Source organism: Corynebacterium sp. HMSC075D04 (assembly GCF_001815635.1).
Classification (GTDB): domain Bacteria; phylum Actinomycetota; class Actinomycetes; order Mycobacteriales; family Mycobacteriaceae; genus Corynebacterium; species Corynebacterium coyleae.
The window spans coordinates 116,480-135,288 of record NZ_KV821289.1 but is presented as its reverse complement, the minus strand read 5'-3'; the positions used below and the strand labels follow the sequence as shown (position 1 = coordinate 135,288).

17 protein-coding genes and 1 tRNA gene are annotated in these 18,809 nt (G+C 60.2%); 9 read left to right on the top strand and 9 right to left on the bottom strand.

From position 1 onward, the window contains the following. Nucleotides 1-7: 7 nt before the first annotated feature. A complete protein-coding gene (locus HMPREF3048_RS01395) occupies nt 8-1,813 on the bottom strand; it encodes an ABC transporter ATP-binding protein (protein ID WP_070771005.1) in 1,806 nt (601 codons plus the stop codon). After that, complete coding sequence (locus HMPREF3048_RS01390) at nt 1,814-3,253, bottom strand: ABC transporter transmembrane domain-containing protein (RefSeq protein WP_371326158.1); 1,440 nt, start codon at nt 3,251-3,253, stop codon at nt 1,814-1,816. It abuts the gene before it with no gap. A 231-nt stretch (nt 3,254-3,484) separates the two neighbouring features. On the opposite strand from HMPREF3048_RS01390, the gene HMPREF3048_RS01385 reads away from it, so the two are divergent. From HMPREF3048_RS01385 to HMPREF3048_RS01375, 3 genes are all read left to right on the top strand, one after another. Further along, nucleotides 3,485-3,570, top strand: a tRNA-Leu gene (locus tag HMPREF3048_RS01385). Nucleotides 3,571-3,647: 77 nt separating this feature from the next. Beyond that, a complete protein-coding gene (locus HMPREF3048_RS01380; RefSeq protein WP_070771003.1) occupies nt 3,648-4,295 on the top strand; it encodes a TVP38/TMEM64 family protein in 648 nt (215 codons plus the stop codon). A gap of 35 nt (nt 4,296-4,330) precedes the next feature. Continuing rightward, on the top strand, nt 4,331-4,891 hold the full coding sequence (locus tag HMPREF3048_RS01375; RefSeq protein ID WP_070423156.1) for a MarR family transcriptional regulator: 561 nt from the start codon (nt 4,331-4,333) through the stop codon (nt 4,889-4,891). Here the strand turns inward: HMPREF3048_RS01375 and HMPREF3048_RS01370 are convergent. The 3 genes from HMPREF3048_RS01370 to HMPREF3048_RS01360 are packed head-to-tail and all read right to left on the bottom strand — an operon-like array spanning nt 4,863 to nt 7,395. After that, nucleotides 4,863-6,104, bottom strand: coding sequence for an SPFH domain-containing protein (locus tag HMPREF3048_RS01370; protein ID WP_083279524.1), 1,242 nt, complete (start codon nt 6,102-6,104; stop codon nt 4,863-4,865). The genes HMPREF3048_RS01375 and HMPREF3048_RS01370 overlap by 29 nt on opposite strands. Then, nucleotides 6,105-6,533 carry an NfeD family protein gene (locus tag HMPREF3048_RS01365; protein WP_070423155.1) on the bottom strand — a complete coding sequence of 143 codons (429 nt, stop codon included), beginning with the start codon at nt 6,531-6,533 and terminating at the stop codon, nt 6,105-6,107. A 10-nt stretch (nt 6,534-6,543) separates the two neighbouring features. Continuing rightward, nucleotides 6,544-7,395 (bottom strand): DUF3097 domain-containing protein, encoded by an 852-nt coding sequence (locus HMPREF3048_RS01360; RefSeq protein WP_070423154.1) that lies wholly within the window; start codon nt 7,393-7,395, stop codon nt 6,544-6,546. A gap of 40 nt (nt 7,396-7,435) precedes the next feature. On the opposite strand from HMPREF3048_RS01360, the gene HMPREF3048_RS01355 reads away from it, so the two are divergent. Beyond that, entirely contained in the window at nt 7,436-8,191 is a 756-nt protein-coding gene (locus tag HMPREF3048_RS01355) for a hypothetical protein (protein WP_070771002.1), read from the top strand. On the opposite strand, the gene HMPREF3048_RS01350 is transcribed toward HMPREF3048_RS01355, so the two are convergent. The 3 genes from HMPREF3048_RS01350 to HMPREF3048_RS01340 all read right to left on the bottom strand — a co-directional run bounded on the left by HMPREF3048_RS01350 (nt 8,188) and on the right by HMPREF3048_RS01340 (nt 11,978). Then, nucleotides 8,188-9,246, bottom strand: a complete 1,059-nt coding sequence (locus HMPREF3048_RS01350) for a ferrochelatase (protein WP_070771001.1) — start codon at nt 9,244-9,246, stop codon at nt 8,188-8,190. The two genes, HMPREF3048_RS01355 and HMPREF3048_RS01350, sit on opposite strands and share 4 nt — an antisense overlap. Nucleotides 9,247-9,277: 31 nt before the next feature. Further along, nucleotides 9,278-10,936 carry a DIP1281 family NlpC/P60 protein gene (locus tag HMPREF3048_RS01345; RefSeq protein ID WP_070771000.1) on the bottom strand — a complete coding sequence of 553 codons (1,659 nt, stop codon included), beginning with the start codon at nt 10,934-10,936 and terminating at the stop codon, nt 9,278-9,280. A gap of 568 nt (nt 10,937-11,504) precedes the next feature. After that, nucleotides 11,505-11,978, bottom strand: a complete 474-nt coding sequence (locus tag HMPREF3048_RS01340; protein ID WP_083279523.1) for an Rv1476 family membrane protein — start codon at nt 11,976-11,978, stop codon at nt 11,505-11,507. A gap of 193 nt (nt 11,979-12,171) precedes the next feature. Here HMPREF3048_RS01340 and acnA point away from each other — a divergent pair, with 193 nt between their 5' ends. The 3 genes from acnA (at nt 12,172) to HMPREF3048_RS01325 (ending at nt 16,424) form a co-directional block, all read left to right on the top strand. After that, the gene (gene acnA, locus HMPREF3048_RS01335) at nt 12,172-14,949 is read left to right on the top strand and encodes an aconitate hydratase AcnA (protein WP_208856595.1); all 2,778 of its coding nucleotides are present in this window, start codon (nt 12,172-12,174) and stop codon (nt 14,947-14,949) included. A 143-nt stretch (nt 14,950-15,092) separates the two neighbouring features. Further along, complete coding sequence (locus HMPREF3048_RS01330) at nt 15,093-15,659, top strand: TetR/AcrR family transcriptional regulator (RefSeq protein WP_070423150.1); 567 nt, start codon at nt 15,093-15,095, stop codon at nt 15,657-15,659. A 24-nt stretch (nt 15,660-15,683) separates the two neighbouring features. Beyond that, nucleotides 15,684-16,424, top strand: coding sequence for a glutamine amidotransferase-related protein (locus tag HMPREF3048_RS01325; RefSeq protein ID WP_070423149.1), 741 nt, complete (start codon nt 15,684-15,686; stop codon nt 16,422-16,424). On the opposite strand, the gene HMPREF3048_RS01320 is transcribed toward HMPREF3048_RS01325, so the two are convergent. Continuing rightward, nucleotides 16,421-17,077 (bottom strand): NAD(P)H-binding protein, encoded by a 657-nt coding sequence (locus tag HMPREF3048_RS01320; RefSeq protein ID WP_070770999.1) that lies wholly within the window; start codon nt 17,075-17,077, stop codon nt 16,421-16,423. The genes HMPREF3048_RS01325 and HMPREF3048_RS01320 overlap by 4 nt on opposite strands. A gap of 41 nt (nt 17,078-17,118) precedes the next feature. Between HMPREF3048_RS01320 and HMPREF3048_RS01315 the strand changes: the two genes are divergently transcribed. Both HMPREF3048_RS01315 and HMPREF3048_RS01310 read left to right on the top strand, forming a co-directional pair. After that, nucleotides 17,119-17,388 (top strand): ACT domain-containing protein, encoded by a 270-nt coding sequence (locus HMPREF3048_RS01315; protein WP_070423148.1) that lies wholly within the window; start codon nt 17,119-17,121, stop codon nt 17,386-17,388. A gap of 9 nt (nt 17,389-17,397) precedes the next feature. Further along, nucleotides 17,398-18,762: a PFL family protein gene (locus tag HMPREF3048_RS01310; protein WP_083316637.1), complete on the top strand. Its 1,365-nt coding sequence runs from the start codon at nt 17,398-17,400 to the stop codon at nt 18,760-18,762. Nucleotides 18,763-18,809 lie beyond the last annotated feature (47 nt).

The following is an 18,809-nucleotide window of genomic DNA, read 5'->3' as shown; positions in this document are numbered from 1 at the left end:
CTGAAAATCAGTGACCCTCGCCACTCCACGCCTCAAAGAGTTGTGCATATCTCCCACCGGCAGCAAGCAGCTCGGCATGGGTGCCGTCTTCGATAATGCGTCCTGCTTCCATCACCAGGATGCGATCAGCGGTTGCAGCTTGATCGAGGCGATGCGCGACAACCAACGCCGTCGTGCCTTCAGTAATCCTTGCAGCAGCATCTTCGAGCATGTTTGTGGCATCACTGCCCGCCTCCGCCGTCGCTTCGTCCAGGATGAGGATCTTCGGACCTGCCAACGCCACACGCGCGAGCGCGACCTGTTGCTCCACCTCGGGTGGGAGGTCATCTGCGCCTGCTCCCACAGCGGTGTCGAGCCCATTGGGGAAGAGTCGGGCAAACTGCGTGCTGTTCGGATCCAACCCGACACTGGCGAGCGCATTGAGCAAAACAGTGTCGTCACTTCCCGGAGCAGCCATAGACAGGTCTTCGCGCAGCGTGCCCGCGAAGATATGCACGTCCTGGGTGAGCAGGGTGACGTTCTTCGCAGTCCAGACGTCGCTGACTTGGGAGGTATCTACCCCACCAACTCGGATGCTCCCCGAAGTCGGCTCCACTAAGCCTGCGATAAGCGCTGCCAGCGTGGATTTGCCCGCGCCAGACGTGCCGACGAGCGCCGTCATCGTGCCCGCTGCGAGCGTCACCGAGAGGTCCTCAAGAACGTTAGCTCCGCCGGGGTAGGCAAAGGACACGTGGTTGATCTCAACGTCTTCAGGCACATCGAGGTCATCAGGTACCACGGTGGCCGCTCGGCCGTCCGCCAGTTTGGCCAAACTCACCGCGCGCCCAACAGACGTGGCGGCGCTTTGGAGCTCTCCGATGAAAAACAGCGCATTAAACACGACGACCTCAGCACGGATCACCATGAACACAGCAGCGCTGGCCTCCCCAGGTGTCACAGCGCCTGTAGACACCAACCAGGCACCCACACCAAGAGTGAGCAGCACCCATGCTGCGAAGGCGAACTGTCCGATGCCCATGAGACGAATGAACCAGGGCACACGATCCATCGTCGCCTCCACCGCACCCCAGGAGGTGCGACGCATGCGCCCAAGCGCCCAACGTTCTAGTCCGAACGCGCGAAGCGTCGGCAGGCCACGCACCGTATCAAGCAGCACTGCGTTTCTACGAGCCTCCGCCACACTCACTGCGTTCGACGCAGCAGGGATTGCACGCACAACGGCTCGCGCGAACGGGTACGTGCAGATACCGACTATGACGAGGATGAGGGCAAAGCGGACGTCGATAAGCAAAAGCCCGAGAAAGGTAATCGGAAACACGAAGGCTGTGGTGAGGACCCTGGATCCGATCGCGGTGATCGTTTGCACCACATCATCGATGTCCTTCGTCATGCGCGTAATCACGTTGCCGGTGCCCAACTCCATCACCCGCGGCACAGGCGCGCGCAAGATAGCGTCGAGGCAACGACGGCGCAGATCGATGGACGCACGGGCGACCTTCTGGCCCACCACATAGTTGCCCAGACCACGGAGGGACAGCTCGATCAGCATGCAAAACATTGCCAATGCGATGGCCCAAATAAAAGCACTGCTGCCAGAGCCGAGCCCGGGTATCGAGCCACCGATCAACGGGTCAACGCTGCGCCCAAACAGGTTCGACTGTGTCGTGTTCACAGCAACGATCACAGCCTGGATACTCAACAGCATTACCCACCACCGACGATCCAGTGCGTTCGGCAGTTCCGCAAGGTACGCGAAGGTCTCCTTCACCCCAGCGGGGGCAACGGCATCGACGCGCTCGTATTCACGCTTCATTTACTGCACCTCCAATGCGTTACCTGCAGAGCGCCACGCGGCATTTCCAGTGATCACTATGGTTGTTTTGTCCGCGCGTAGCGTCTTAACCGCCGCAACGACGTCAGCTTGGGTGACAGAGTCCAGCCCTGTTGTTGGGTCGTCCAAAATGAGCACGTTCGGATCCGCTGCGAGTGCGCGTGCAAGTGCCACACGTTGCCGCTGCCCGCCCGACAAATTCAGCCCCGCCTCCCCCAGCGGCGCATCAGGCAATTCACCGTTCTCTCGGACACCTCCGAGGCGACGCAGAATGTCCTGGCAATGCGCCGCAGCGAGCGCCTGCTTGACGACGACTTCCGGCAAATCACCGCGCGGATTCACGTTATCCGCGATCGTGCCCTCAAATACGTTGACGGTGTGCGGTGGGAACAGCACCCCCTCACGCTCCGCCCATGCCTCAACGACCGCAAACGATCGCTCATCCGGAGCAAGGATCCACAGCCCTGGACCGGGGATCGCGTTGGAGGTTGGCTGCGGCTCAGACACCTTTTCGGCTGCATGGTGCAACTCCACGATGCGCTTGCCACTGGCAACCGCCCTGCCCCACCCACTAGCTAGGTCACCGAAGGCAAATCCCGCCATATTCAGCGCAGGCGGCACTAGCAGCGCAACCGATGTCATCTGCCCAGGCGTGATCTCTCCGCGAAGCGTCAACCAGGCAGCAAGTGCCACGATCGCCAGATTGCACAGCCAAGCCACCACAAGACGAACAAAGCCCAGCCCGACTTCAACCTTCAGGTGCTTCAAGATCAATGTCCTGGCGTTGGCCGTCTCAACTGCAAAACGTTGTGCAACAGATGCACCCGCGCCAAGGCCCTTCACAGCACGAATGCCTTGAGAGACATCCGTGGCCAAGCCCGCGACATCCGCTTCCGCAGCGCGACGCTTCAACGAGATCCGTGTCACTGGTCCTGCGGTCCACGCCGCAAAAAGCCCAATGATCATCGCGCTAACCGGAATGGCAAGTGCCACCCACGGGGACACAGACCACATCGCCACCACTGCACCCGCGGCATAACCGATCGCCATAAGCGGAAACGACAGCAGTTCGCGGTACCGTCCGACCGTGCTTGCGTCTGCATCGATCGTGTTGAGCACCGTACCCGGGCTCATCGCGCCTGCACCATCGCGCAGCACTCCGGAGGATAAGTGTAACCGGGCGTTGTGGGTAACCCGGCCCACCGACGCTGCCGCAAGGCCGTCGCCGGTTGCCTCACCGATGAACGACAAAACAAAAATGCCCACCAGTACCGCAAACAGCCACCACGCGTTAAACGTTTCTTCGCCAAGGAGACCGTCCACGATCATGCCGACCACCACCGGCACGAACGCTGCGATACCGGAGCCAAAAAGGTAGCTCAGAATATGCAGCGCGAGCACACCCGGATACGCGGAAACCATGTCCCGAACGACCCGGTTACCTTCCTCCCATCGCGCCGGGTGGAGCCGGGCGGGGTCATGAGCAGGCGGAACTTGTGGGACGAACCAGCGGTACGTCAGCATTCTGCGCGGTGGAGCTATCACCCCGCAAAATTTAGCAGAATCTGCGCGTTATGCTGGCGATTTGGTACCTGCAAGAACCGACCCTATAGTAGTGCAGGTGCCCAGCCAAGAGGCTGAACAAACACCCTAGCCCGGGTGGCGGAATGGCAGACGCGCTAGCTTGAGGTGCTAGTGTCCTATTAACGGACGTGGGGGTTCAAGTCCCCCTCCGGGCACAGATAAGTCCCGCTCAGCAGTCAATAGAACTGCGGAGCGGGACATTTATATTTACAGACATGGTCGAGGAGTGCGTATGCCCAAGATATCGGGTGCCGCCCGCAACAAGCTCGTACTCGCAGCGCTTATCGTCGTGTTCATAGCGGGCTGGGTGTTTCTCGACGTCCCACCACTCTCCACACTTCGCACCTGGGCTGACACACTCGGCCCCTGGTTCCCAGTAGCGTTCTGGCTGCTCTATATCTTGATTACCCAATTCCCTATCCCGCGCACCGTGATGACCGTCTCTGCCGGCATTCTTTTCGGTTCGGTACAAGGGATCCTGATCGCGATTACCGCGACGACAGTCAGCGCAGTTATCTCACTGTTGATCGTGCGCACTCTGCTGCGGGATTGGGTAGAAGCGCGACTGACACATCCTGCTGTTGAGCAGATCAACCGGCGCCTCGAAGAACGCGGCTGGCTCGCGATTTTCAGCCTGCGCCTCATTGCAGCCGTTCCTTTTTCCGTCCTCAACTACGCAGCAGCGCTCACGCGCGTTCCGGTGTTGCCGTTTGCCATCGCAACGTTTGCGGGTTCACTTCCAGGAACCGTGTTGGTCACTATCTTTGGCGACACCCTCACGGGTGAGGCAAACCCTGTGGTCATCGCAGTGATGGCTGTATTGGCAGTGATTGGCCTTAGCGGGTTGATTCTCGACGCACGACTTCCGGCGCGTAAGTAAAGGCTCACGGGTAGACCCGCGTAGTATTGGCAGCCATGATTGCCGTGCATGCGAAATACAGGGGCCGCGAAAAAGGGCGTGCTGCCGTCGTCGAGCGTTCCGCGGAGGCGCTTGGCACTCTCCCAGGCATCAGCCCGTTTGAAGTGCTCGGTGTTGAAGATATCCGCACCCTGGTGGATGACGCTGAGGCTTCGTTAAACCTGATCATGGCGCTGCTCTCCGACGGCAACTGGGCCATCGGCCTAGGGGTCGCTGCAAGCAACAGCGATGCCTTGAAAGCTGCCTCAAAGGCGGTTGGGGTGAAAGCGGGCCAGGTGCGTGTGGTCGTCGACAAGCAAGGCGCAACTACTGAGGCTGCGGATATCGCTGCCGCATTCGCCCTGCTAGCCCACGTGCTGCACAAGCGGACATTCGAGGGACGAGAAGCGACCTCGCTCGTGCGCCGCGGGCTGAATCAGAATGAAGCAGCAGCCGAGCTCGGCATATCCAAGCAGGCAATCAGCCAGAGGCTCCAGGCAGCGGGATGGCCAGCCGAACAAGCCGGCTGGCAACTGGCCCTCAACCTGATTACTCGGGCTGCTGATCTGGCTGATTAAGCGGGTTCGACACCTGGTCATTGAACCCGAAATCGGTCGGCTTGTTCGCAGGGGCACTGATCTCTCGCAACCCCGAGTCGCTGGAAGCCGTGCCAGCGGTAGGTTGGGTCGGATCTGGATCGTCTACGTGTTTGTTCGCCACCGCGCGGGCCTCTGCAAGCGCCTTGGCTAGCTCCGGGTCGGTCGAGGTGTCGAACCAACGCTCCGGATTGCCCTCATCGGCCATCTCAAGATCGCGCTCGTCAACCTGCGCCGCCTCGTAGCGGAACACTCCGTCGTCGTCCTTGTTGGCAAACGCCTTGGCAAACTGCTGCAACGAATCGCCGAACTGGGACGGAATCATCCACATCGTGGCCGCCTCGTTGTTGGCAATCTTCGGCAACTGGTCCAGGTACTGGTATGCCAGGAGTTCCGGCGTCACTCCAGAGGACTTAATCGCGGCGTTCACCTTTTGGATCGCACGCGCTTCACCCTGCGCAGCGAGGTACTTCGCGGCACGCTCACCTTCGGCGCGCAGCATCATTGCTTGACGCTCAGCCTCAGCGGCGAGAATCGCTGCGTGCTTCTCACCCTCGGCAGAAAGAATGCGAGCCTGCTTTTCACCCTCAGCGGTTTTGATGTCGGACTCGCGCTTACCTTCAGCGGTGAGGATCATCGCGCGCTTTTCGCGGTCCGCCTTCATCTGCATCTCCATGGACTGCTGAATCGACGGTGGCGGATCAATCGCCTTGAGCTCCACGCGGCTAATGCGCAGGCCCCACTTTGCGGTCGCAGCATCTAGCTCACCGCGCAGGCGGCGGTTAATAGTTTCGCGAGAGGTCAGCGTCTCCTCAAGCGTCATGCCACCAACGACGTCACGCAGCGTTGCCGTCGAAATCTGCTCCACACCGACGAGGTAGTTGTCCACGCCGTAGATGGCCTTCGCAGGCTCGTTGATCTGGAACGTCACCACCGTGTCAATCGCCACGGTCAGGTTGTCCTGGGTAATTACTGCCTGGGGCGGGAACGACACCACGCGCTCACGCGTGTCTACGCGCGCACGGATGCGGTCGATATACGGCACCAGGAACGTCAACCCACCGGACGCCGTGCGCGTGTAGCGTCCCAGACGCTCAATAACCGCAGCTTCTCCCTGCGGAATCAGTTTGATCGACGCTGTAAGCAGCGCGATAAACAGAATAAGTATGACGGCGAAGGTAACTAACCCACCCATTTAGGACTCCTTCCAAACGACGGCTACGGGTCCGTCGATATCGTAAACGGTCACGTGGGAACCTGCAGGAATAGTTTTTGCCGGATCCAGGGCGCGTGCCGACCACAGGCTGCCGTCGAAACGCACTTGCCCACCCCCGGGGCCGATGTCCTCGACAACCTCTGCACGACTTCCGACGAGCGCGCGTGGCGTCTCATCGAGCACCAGCGGCTTATCCATCCGCTTGCGCAGACGTGGCCTTAGGAAGAACCAGAACAGCAACGAGGAAGCGATAAACACCGCGACTTCAGCTGCAAGTGGAACGTCGAATAAGGCGACCCCCGATGTTGTCAACGCACCCGCAGCGAGCATGAGCAGCGTCAATTCGCCCACGCCAAGCTCGAGTAGCGCGAAACCTGCCGCGACAATAAACCAAATCAATGCTCCCACGGCGCAAATCTTACATGTGTGTGAGATCTTCCTTCGTGAGCTCGGGATTAGTGACGAAGTCCACCAGTCTCTCAACTGCACCGATAAGTGTTGAATCCAAGTCGCGGAAAGTGCGCACGGACGATGAAACGCGGCGCCAGCCTTCCTTTGGATCAGACCAACCCAAGCGACGGCACACGCCCGTCTTCCAGTCTTCGCCGTACGGAACCTCCGGCCAGGCGGCGATGCCGACGCTCTTCGGTTTCACCGCAGCCCAGATATCGATGTAGGGGTGCCCCGTCACCAACACATGAGGTCCTACATTTTCGACGAGCCGAGCCTCCTTAGTCCCCCTAATGAGGTGATCGGCGAGCACACCGACGCGACGGTCCGGTCCAGGCTGGAACTCGTCGAGACGCATCTGCAGGTTGTCTAGCCCTTCCAGATACTCGACGACAACCCCCTCAACACGCAGGTCGTGCCCCCACACCTGCTCAACGATCGCAGCATCGTGGATGCCCTCCACCCAGATGCGTGACGGCATTGCAACCTTCGCCTGCACGTTAGCAACCTTGCGTGAGCCCGAGTTGGAGCGCTTTGGTTCGTCGTTACGCGGTGCAACATATCGGGTGAGGGTGACACGCTGCCCTTCGACCATGAATGCCCCCGGCAGCATTTTGAACAGCCGCTGGGTTCCATAGCGGTCCTCCAGGCGGACGAAGTCGCCGTCGTAGGTTCGCTCGAATCCAACCACTGCGCCGACAAAGTCGTTGCCGACGATCTCCACGATGATGCCTGGCTCTGCAGGCATCTCTGGATACGTTGGCCTCCTCTTGCGCGCGTGGCCCTGAAAAATATCTCCGCTATACCGGCTATCTCCCATAGTGGCTCCGTATTCTATCCCCCTAGCTAGACTCAACTGGATGCACACGCGCGCTCAGGTCTACTCGCCTCTCCAAAACACTGCAGTCTGGCTTGCCGCCTGGCTGTACAACGTCGAATCCACGGACGACACCCTCGACGCGTTAACAGACCTCGGCGGCACCCACACCTATTGCGACGCGCCCATGGTGCAATTGCTTAGCGACGTCCGCGCCGCCGCCGACCTTGAGTCTCCGGATCCAGTTGTCCGCTTGATTCTGTGGGGACCAGGACAGGCACCGCGCCTCCGAGCTGGATCCCCCGCAATGGACGCCCTCTCCCAGGCCGGTGCGTTGGTTGTCCGGGGAGATGGGATCAGCCACATCCTTGTCCCCGACTACTCGGGGGCGGAAGTGCGCTGGCGTTGGTTTGAAGAAACTGAGCGGCTGCCGGAACCGGATTGGCTAGCTCCAGGTGAGGCAGATCAACTGCTGTCGCGCGCAACCGATGAGGCCGCCGTTTTGATTGAGGCGGCTGGTGGCACCTCGAAGGAATTGCCAAATCCCCGGCTTACCGTCGGCACGCTCGCTGATTTCTACGACACCCCTGGGCTGCCGGCTGGGGTGACTGCGCGAGCGGCAAAGCTTTTTGCCAGGGCTGACCGTGTTGCCGCGACGATCGAGACGGTAACGGAGCGCCTCGACGACCACTCCTTCGACCCTCACCTGTTTGCACTGTGGCGGCACGTCCGCACCGCCCGCATGGCGGGGGTCGCAGACGCAGTGATCGATTACCGGCGCGAATATCTAGCGAATTAGTTTGCGCTACCCGGTCGGCCCGGGTGCTTCAACGGCTCGCAGCAATGCGGCTTGCACGGCGCGCCGTTGACGGTACAACCCTGAACAGTAACGTTAGACAAGGTTTCAGGCTTGTCACCATCGGTGATAGCTCGTGCGATATCGACGACCATGCCAGCGAAATCGGGCTCGAGCCCCACCGTCGCAACGCGATCTAGCGTGATGTTGCGTGCCTCGCAGGCCTGTCGCAGCTCGGTGTCGAGGTCCCAGATCACCTCCATGTGGTCGGTGATGAAGCCGAGTGGCACACAGATCAAGTGCGTAAAGGTGCTGTCTTGATCATGGAGCTCCTCGGTGCGATCTACGATGTCCGGCTCCAACCACGGCGTTGCCGGATTGCCGGAGCGAGACTGCCAGACAACCTCGTACTCTTCGACGCCAGCTTCCGCGGCGACCAGCCGGGCCGCCTCATGCACCTGCCGTGAGTACAGGTTGGCATCCTCCGGGCCACCTGAGACATCATCCGCAGCATTCGGAACACTGTGAGCAGTGAACAGTACTTTTGCACCAGCCGGCGCTGCATCGACGGCGCTACGCAACACGTTCGCCATAAGCCGCACGAACGTCGGGTGGGCGTAGAACTGCCAAAGCTTGGTGTACTCAAGCTGCGGCGTCACTTCGCAGATCCTCTGGATGTCTTCGTCGTACTGTCGGCAGGCCGAGTACCCACCCCATGCCGAGGTCGCGAACACCAGCACGCGCTTATGCCCGTCAGCCTCCAGCTGCTTCGCAGTATCTTCCGCAAAGGGGTGCCAGTTCCGGTTGCCGAAGTACACCGGAAGTTCAATCCCCCGAGCCTCCAACTGTTTTTCGATGTTGCCAATCAGCACTCGGTTCTGTTCATTGATCGGGCTAACACCACCGAAGTGGAAGTAGTGTTCCCCCACCTTGGCGAGCCGCTCACGCGGAATCCCGCGGCCACGGGTGACATTCTCTAGAAAAGGAATAACCTCGCCCTTTCCTTCGGGTCCACCGAAGGAAAGGACGAGGAGTGCGTCGTAGTCGTTGAGAGCCATAGCCTTGAGCCTAGACTGTGGCCCCGAAAAATTAGAGCAGGCGGACCGCGTTAGGCGCCATGCCGGACCAACGGACCGGAGAAATCTGCACGTTCATGCCGGACTGGGGTGCCTCGATCATGGTGCCGTCGCCGAGGTAGATAGCAACGTGCTGGTTGCCGCCCGGACCCCAGAACAGCAAGTCGCCGCGCTGCGCTTCGCTCGCCGGCACATGCGTGCCGCGCTGGTACTGGTAGCCCGTGTAGTGGGGCAATGCAATGCCAGCGCCGGCGAATGCGTAAAGCACGAGGCCAGAGCAGTCGAAGCCAGCTTGGCCGCCACCTTCCAAGCCCGTGGTTGGACCGTTTGCATCGCCACCGCCCCAGACATACGGCGTGCCGATCATCGACTGAGCGCGTGCGATAACCGTCTCAACCTGCGAGGCGTCGGATACGGCCGCAGAGGCAGCACGAGCCTTCTCAGTAAGATCTGCCGCAGTCTGCACCTGCGGCAATACGTCAGCCACAGTGCCTGAGGTGCTATCGACATTGCCCAAGGCACCAGTGAGCCCTTCTGCGAACGCAGTCACAAGTTGGCCTGCGTCACCGCTATTCACCGCATCAGAGAAGGAGCCGTGGTTCGCAGCAACGCCGCCAACCAGGGCCACGCCGACGGCGATGGCGCCAGCCTTCGCGATAGCGTCGTCGTCAAGCTGTGGCAAGCCTGCTGCCGAAGAAAGCGCAGCAACCTGGGACACGTCGTCGGACGTCGTATCTGAAGAAGAGGTCTGGGCGACAACACGCACGGCATCCACGATGGCCTCACGGCTCGGCTCACCGGCTTCAGGGGAGGTACCAGAGATGCGCTCCCGAACACGGTCCACGACCTCTTCTGGGACCTCATAGGTGGCATCGCCGCGCGAAATGGTCAGGGTTGAAGCGTACGGGCTGGCCACAGGGCCCTCCGTTGACTCATCGGATGCTTCCTGCTGCTCAGGCGCACGCTGCTCCTGGAGATCAGATTGTGCTGCTTCGAGCTCGCGTTGCGCGGCGTCGCGCTCAGCCGTGCTTGCCTCGAGCGCTGCGCGGTTGTCGTCGAGAAGCTGACGCGCTTGCGCCTCCGCAGCCTCGGCTTCTTGAGCAGCCGAGTCGGCAAGCTCACGCGTCTGACGCAGCGTCGACTCTTCGTTCGCCGCCTCTGCACGGGCCTGCTCCGCTTCCTGCAGCTTCGCACGCTTTTCTTCAGAACGCTGGCGCAGGAACAGCGAGCGATCCAGCACGTCGCGCTGCGTGTCCCTACCGCTAATCGACGTGAGCACATCGCTTGTCGACGCCCCGCGATACTGGGAGCGGCTTAACTCATCAAGCTCGGCGCGCAGCTTTTCGACGCGAGCCTGAGCCTCGTCCAGGCGACGCTTAGCTTCCTCTTCGCCGAGGCGGGCCTGCTGGGCCTTTGCATGAGCGTCGTGCAAATCGACGAGCGACTGGTTAACCGCCTCTTGCAGTTCGCCGAGGTTCAAGTTTCGGGCGTCCACGTCCGCTTGAGCGCGGGTGACTGCGGAAACGAGTTCGCTGACGGTAGACGTCGAGCTCTGACCAGAGGCAGCCGGGCTGACGAGGCCCACCGCCAACGACACGGTAACGACACACGCGGCAGTACCGAACACATTACGTGCACGTCCAAACCGGGTGCCCCTAAGTGGATTTGCCACGAAGGTGCTCCTTCACGCCGCACGCGCATACCGTGGCAGGCCTGCAGGTGATCAAGAAACCTGCAGGCGCGCCAAGGCACACATAAACCCTGACTAGGGGTAGGAACGTGCGGCCTCGATGTTGACTACTAACGCGGCAGCGCGAAGAAGTAGCCACCACAAGAATCCGTGGCGCTTCAACAATGTTTCAGGATCTCGGCGTGCTTCCCCACAAGCCCGATCCATCAGTCGAACGCTTGACTAGAGCGCTCAATGAAGCTTCACGCGAAACGTGTGACAACTATCGACCCGCGAGCCGATAGGAGCACCATACGTCAAGCCAACCGACTTGTATCCCTTTCGTTACATAAAGTTGATCAAGTCAAGTCTTGTCACATGATTCACACGCGCCTCACCTGCATGTATTGACACGCTTATTTGATGTGTGAGTTTGCTCACATCCAAGGTTACCGAACCGTTACTTATATGTTTTGACGTGGGCAAATGGCGAAATAAGGGCCGCGGAGCAGGCACCCTTCAGCAACCCGAGATGCTCCTGGCATTAATTCCGTCAAGTCTTGCAACTTGTCTAGCGCGACGGCTTTGGGCGCCGCGCAGCGATCGCGAGGAGGGCAAACGCGACCAGCACCACCCCAACAACTACCGGCCACATTGGAGAGAAGGAACTCGCCTCCCCTGTAAACGCTTTCAGTCCTTCGACATAATCCGCATGCGACATCATCGCGAGCTCCCCTGTCTCTATCTGCGCACGACTCAACTCTTCGCTTACCCCCACTGCGGTGTGGGGTGTGCGGATCAGCACCGTTGAATATTCCGTAGCGTTTGCAATGTCCTGGGCAAGATCTCGGAGCTGGGCAACCTTTTCTGGAGTGCGCTCTAAAACGACTACTGCGGCAGGGTCAATCGAATCCGAATGCGGCGAGCTCAGCACGCCTTCAATGCCATTTCGCAGGTCATCGTTTACCGGATTCTCCGTACCAAAAGCCACGGCAGAGGTTTCAAGCTGGCCGATTAGCTCGTCCAATGTCGTCTCCGGCTCCACGATTACTCCTTCATGCCAAACTGCTGGGCCGATTCTAATCTGAGTGATTTTGCTGTAGTCGATAAGCAAAATATGAAAACATAACGAACGTACTGTTATCATCAGTACGGATCTATGGCGGGTCGCTTAGTATGGGACTTGACCATAGGGTCATCATCCCTGTTTTTGATTACGACGAGGAATGGAGCTCACCGTGGCAGAAAGCAAGAATTCCTTCGGTGCCAAGAAGACGCTCGAGGTTGGCGGTAAGTCTTACGACTACTTCGCTCTCGATGCTGTTGAAGGCATGGAGAAACTCCCCTACTCCCTTAAGGTGTTGGGCGAGAACCTCCTGCGCACCGAGGACGGCAAGAACGTCACCGAAGACCACATCAAGGCCATTGCAAACTGGGACCCGTCGGCAGAGCCGAGCGTTGAGATCCAGTTCACCCCAGCACGTGTGCTGATGCAGGACTTCACGGGCGTGCCGTGTGTCGTCGACCTTGCCACCATGCGTGAGGCCGTATCGTCGCTCGGCGGCAACCCGGATCAGGTCAACCCCCTGAACCCGGCAGAGATGGTTATTGACCACTCTGTGATCATCGAGGCCTTTGGTTCCACCGACGCCATCGAGAAGAACGTAGAGATTGAGTACCAGCGCAACGAGGAGCGCTACCAGTTCCTGCGCTGGGGTGCAGAGAACTTCTCTAACTTCCGCGTTGTCCCACCGGGAACCGGCATCGTCCACCAGGTCAACATCGAGTACCTCTCCCGCGTTGTCTTTGACAACGACGGCGTTGCATACCCGGACACCTGCATTGGTACCGACTCCCACACCACCATGGAAAACGGCCTGGGCATCCTTGGCTGGGGCGTCGGCGGTATCGAGGCTGAGGCAGCGATGCTTGGCCAGCCGGTCTCCATGCTCATCCCGCGCGTTGTCGGCTTCAAGCTCACCGGCGAGATTCCGACCGGCGTGACCGCAACCGACGTGGTGCTGACCATCACCGAGATGCTGCGTGAGCACGGCGTGGTCCAGAAGTTCGTCGAGTTCTACGGCAACGGTGTCAAGCAGATCCCGCTGGCAAACCGCGCCACCATCGGCAACATGTCCCCAGAGTTCGGCTCGACCTGCGCGATCTTCCCGATCGACGAGGAGACCATCAACTACCTGCACCTGACCGGTCGTAACCAGGAGGACATCGACCGCGTCGAGGCATACGCCAAGGCACAGGGCATGTGGCTTGAGCAGGACGCTGCGGAAGCTGAGTACTCCGAGTACCTCGAGCTCGACCTCTCCACCGTCAAGCCGTCTATCGCTGGCCCGAAGCGCCCGCAGGACCGGATCCTGCTCGCGGAGTCCAAGGAGACCTTCCGCAAGCAGCTGCCGGACTACAACACCGCTGGCGAGGGCACGTCCGAGCCGGTTCGTGCAGCAAAGGTCGACAGCGTCTCCTACAACGAGTCTTGGCCGGCAAACGGCGAGTCCGCTGCTGTGGGTGCTGAGGGCCGCGCTTCCAAGCCGGTCATCGTCGAGTCCCCGCAGGGTGGCGAGTACACCCTCGACCACGGCTTCGTCGCAATTGCTGCAGTCACCTCCTGCACCAACACCTCCAACCCGTCCGTCATGGTTGGCGCTGCCCTGCTCGCACGCAAGGCTGCTGAGAAGGGCCTGAAGGCTAAGCCGTGGGTCAAGACCATCATGGCTCCGGGCTCCCAGGTTGTCGACGGCTACTACGAGCGCGCAGACCTCTGGAAGGACCTCGAGGCTGTTGGCTTCTACCTGTCCGGCTTCGGCTGCGCATCCTGCATCGGCAACTCTGGCCCGCTGCCGGCTGAGGTCTCCGAGGCTGTCAACGAGTTTGACCTCACCGCAACCGCAGTGCTTTCCGGCAACCGCAACTTCGAGGGTCGTATCTCCCCGGACGTGAAGATGAACTACCTCGCGTCCCCGCTCTTGGTCATTGCATACGCAATCGCCGGCACCATGGACTTCGACTTCGAAACCCAGCCGCTCGGCCAGGACGCAGACGGCAACGACGTCTTCCTCAAGGACGTCTGGCCGTCCACCGAGGAGATCGAAGAGACCATCGCTGGCACCATCTCCCGTGAGATGTACGAGGCTGACTACGCCGACGTCTTCAAGGGCGACGCACAGTGGCAGGGTCTCGACATCCCGACCGGCAAGACCTTCGAGTGGAACGAAGACTCCACCTACATCCGCAAGGCACCGTACTTTGACGGCATGCCGGAGGAGCCGGAGGATGTCAAGGACATCGAGGGTGCTCGCGTTCTGGCGAAGCTGGGCGACTCGGTCACCACGGACCACATCTCCCCTGCTTCCTCCATTAAGCCGGGCACCCCGGCTGCGAACTACCTCGATTCCCACGGTGTTGAGCGCCAGGACTACAACTCCTTCGGCTCCCGTCGTGGCAACCACGAGGTCATGGTTCGCGGTACCTTCGCAAACATCCGTCTGCGCAACCAGCTGGTTGATGAGCAGGGTGGATTCACCCGCGACTTCACCCAGGAGGGTGCACCGCAGGCATACATCTACGATGCTGCGATGAACTACGCCGAGAAGAACATTCCGCTCGTCGTCCTTGCTGGTAAGGAATACGGCACCGGTTCTTCCCGTGACTGGGCTGCTAAGGGCACCAACCTGCTTGGTGTGAAGGCAGTTATCGCCGAGTCCTTTGAGCGCATCCACCGTTCCAACCTGATCGGTATGGGTGTTCTGCCGCTGCAGTTCCCGGAGGGCCAGTCCCACGAGTCCCTCGGCCTCGACGGCACCGAGACCTTCACCCTGTCCGGTATCACCGACTTCAACAAGGGTGACATCCCGGCAACGGTTCACGTCAAGGCTGAGAAGGACGGCGCTGACGCTGTCGAGTTCGACGCTGTTGTCCGCGTGGACACCCCAGGTGAGGCTGAGTACTACCGCCACGGCGGCATTCTGCAGTACGTGCTTCGCCAGATGGTCAAGAGCTAGTCAGCTCTCCTGACGCCATCGCCGCGAAGGGGCCACCGCACTACGCGGGGCCCCTTCCGCATTTTTACCCCCTAATCCTTTGTTTCCGCACTCCGCTAGTCTTCGACCACGTTTGACCTAGAACTACGCCAAGGAGCACTGACATGCCTATCGTGAGCGAGGCCGAGCTCGCACGCCGCCGTAGCGAGATTATCGATACCGCACGCAAATGCTTCGCCCATTACGGCTACGAGGGCGCCACTGTTGCACGGCTCGAGGAAGCCACCGGTAAAACCCGAGGCGCGATCTTCCATCACTTCGGAGACAAGGAATCACTGTTCCTTGCTATTGCGAAAGCGGACGCGGAGCGCCAGGCACAAGTGGTCAGTGAGCAGGGTTTGGTTGAGGTCATGCGTGGGATGCTCCACGACACTGAAGCAAACGATTGGTTCACCACTCGTGCGGAAATCCTGCGGAGACTGCGAACTGACCCGAAGTTCGAAGCACGCTGGCGGGAACATCAAGAGGTGCTCGACCAGGCGGTGCGCACGCGCTTGGAATCGAACAAGCATATGCGCGACGACGTCCCCGTGGAGGTAGTGCAGACCTACCTGGAGACTGTTCTCGAAGGGTTTATCACCAAACTCGCTGCCGGTGAGCCTGTGGAACGCCTCGAATCGATGCTTGACATCGTGGAGCAAGCCGTTCGGCACCCAATGAATCAGGACTAGACCGAGCGGTATAGAGTAGCCGGCATGGCTAAGCTCCTTTTCCTTTCACTTCGCAACGGCGAGATCGGCCCAGATGTCGCGCACGCCGAGTATCACGACACGCTGCGCGCAACTGGCCTGAGCGAATTGGATATGGAGCTTCGCATCATCAATTCGCCTGACGCTGAATTAGGCCCGCTCGACACGGTCAGCGGGATTATCGTCGGCGGATGCTCGCTGAACGTCACCAATGAAGAACGTGGTGCCTGGCACCTGCATATCGACGACGTGCTATCCACCGTGGTTGCATCTGGCAAGCCTGTCTTTTTCGTCTGCTTCGGCATCTCCTGGCTCGTCGACCACCTCGGCGGCACCGTTGGGTGCACCTCGCCTGAGCCTTCTGGACCTACCATCGTTGACGTGACAGCCGAAGGGGAGCTTGACCCCGTAGTCAGTGGCTCCGGCACGTTTACCGCGCTGACGGGACATACAGAGAACCCCGTAGAGTTGCCCAATTCGTTGACCGTGCTCGCTACAGGTCCCTCCTGCCCAGTGCAGATGGTGCGTTACGACGACCACGTGTGGGCCACACAGTTTCACGCCGAAATGGACGCCGACGCCATGCGTACACGCATGGATTTCTTCCACGACTACGGCTACTTCCCTGCCGAGGAGTACGCCCGCATCGTCGCAGATCTGCCCAACCATGACGTCAGCCGGGCGAACATGCTTCTACGCAACTTCGCCCGGCTGTGCCGCGAGGACTACTTCTCCCTCGACAATTAGAGGCCTGCTACTGCCCCGCTGCCACCCTCAAAGTCCAGCGGGTTACGTGCAAACGGCTCGCCACGGCCAACCGATTCGACGATCACATCTGCTACGAGCTCTCGAGGGGTTTCGGATTCGGTGCCACGTGGTTCGTCGAGAAGCGCGATGCCCTCTGCTGGATCATCGGTCAGCAGCGTTGGGCCAAGGATCTGGTGTGGCAGGCTCGAATCAAGCAGTCGCCGATCAACGGCCTTCTTTGACTCAACGTAGGCGTACCACGAACCGCCATCATCCTCAGTGGAGGCCTCGGTAGCACCTGCATAGGACACCATGACGAGAAAAGGAGCGAACTCGTCTAGCTCTTCGAGCGCGTTGATCATCGTCATCGCAGCGTCGCGATCCACCGCCCAGGTCCGCTCCGCAGAACCCCCACCTGCGCCCGCAGACCAGACAACCACATCGAATGGCGTAAGGAGGCGTGCCCATCCCTCCTGGTCGAGAGTGGTGAGATCGCGAACGATGACGGTGGCGCCATCGTCGACAAGCTGCTTGGCGTGGTCAGGATTCCGGACAAGAGCACTAACGTTATGGCCATTGCCCACTAGTTTGGGCACAGTGAAGCGCGAGACGTTACCGCCTGCACCAAGAACGAGGACATGCTGAGTTTTCATAAACCCGACTCTAACGACGATTCTCGATCTATACTTTTCGCATGCATGCAATTATTACAACCACCGGTAAGGATCGCCCTGGCGTGATTGCGGCCGTGTCAAAGACCGCTGCTGACCAGGGCTTGAACATTGTCGATGTCTCGCAGACCATCATGGATGACTTCTTCACCATGATCATGCGCGTCGAACTCCCCGAAGGCAACGTTGACATGGGCGTTCTCCAGGACGCCTTCGACGCATGTGGCAAGCCACTCGGCATGGTGGTCCGGATCCAATCCGAAGCACTGTTCAGCGCCATCAACGACATCTAAGGGACGACCGTGAAACTCGAGTTTTCTGACGCACGATTCCTCGACGTCATCCGGATGATCGAGGACTATCGTCTGGACATCCGCACCGTAACCATGGGTATCTCGCTCATCGGCTGCACCCGCGCCACGATGGAAGCGACCGCACAGGCCGTGTACGACCGCGTCACCGAGCGCGCACGCAACCTTGTCCCCGTCTGCGAGGGCATCGAACGCGAGCTTGGCATCCCCATCGTGAACAAGCGCATCTCAGTCTCCCCGGTCGCACTCGTCGCTGCAGGTGTCGAGGGCAACCCTGTTGAGATCGCTCGTGCACTTGATCGCGCAGCGGCCGAACTTGGTGTGAACTTTGTCGGTGGCTACTCGGCGCTCGTAGAAAAGGGCGGCACGCGTGCCGACAAGAACCTGATCTACTCCATCCCGGAAGCTCTGGCGGAGACCAACAACGTCTGCAGCTCCGTCAACATCGCATCCTCGCGCGCCGGCATCAACATGAACGCCGTGGCCAAGATGGGCGAGATTGTGAAGGAAGCGGCGGAACTGACCAAGGACCGCTCCTCCATCGCCTGTGCGAAGCTCGTCGTCTTCGCCAACGCGGTCGGCGACAACCCGTTCATGGCCGGCGCATTCCACGGCATCGAAGAGCCAGACACCGTCATCTCTGTCGGCGTGTCGGGCCCAGGTGTCGTTGACAATGCGATCGCTCCGCTCAAGGGCGCGACGCTCAACGAAGTCGCCGAGGAGATCAAGAAGGCCGCGTTCAAGATCACCCGTGCGGGCCAGCTCGTCGGCACTCTTGCTGCTGAGCGCCTCGGCGTCCCGTTTGGCATCGTCGACCTCTCGCTTGCACCGACCGCCGAAATGGGCGACTCCGTCGCACACGTCCTCGAACGCATGGGGCTCGACCAGGTCGGCACCCACGGCACAACCGCAGCGCTAGCCTTGCTTAACGACGCCGTGAAGAAGGGCGGCATGATGGCATGCTCCCGCGTCGGTGGCCTGTCAGGCTCGTTCATCCCGGTCTCCGAGGACAAAGGCATGATCGACGCCGTAAACTCCGGTGCGATCTCCATGGACAAACTCGAGGCAATGACCTCCATCTGCTCCGTCGGCTTCGACATGATCGCAATCCCAGGCGACACTTCTGCCGAACTCATCGCCGGCATGATTGCCGACGAAGCGGCAATCGGTGTCATGAACCATAAGACCACCGCAGCACGCCTGATCCCCGTGCCGGGCACCAAGCCTGGCGACGAAGTCAACTTCGGCGGCCTCCTCGGCTACGCACCGGTCATTCCGGTAAACAAGGTGGGCAACGACGAATTCATCCACCGTGGCGGATTCATCCCCGCACCGGTGCACGGGTTTAGGAACTAATTAGTTCCTCCGACTTCTTGACCCTGACACAGTGTCAGGGTTGAGAA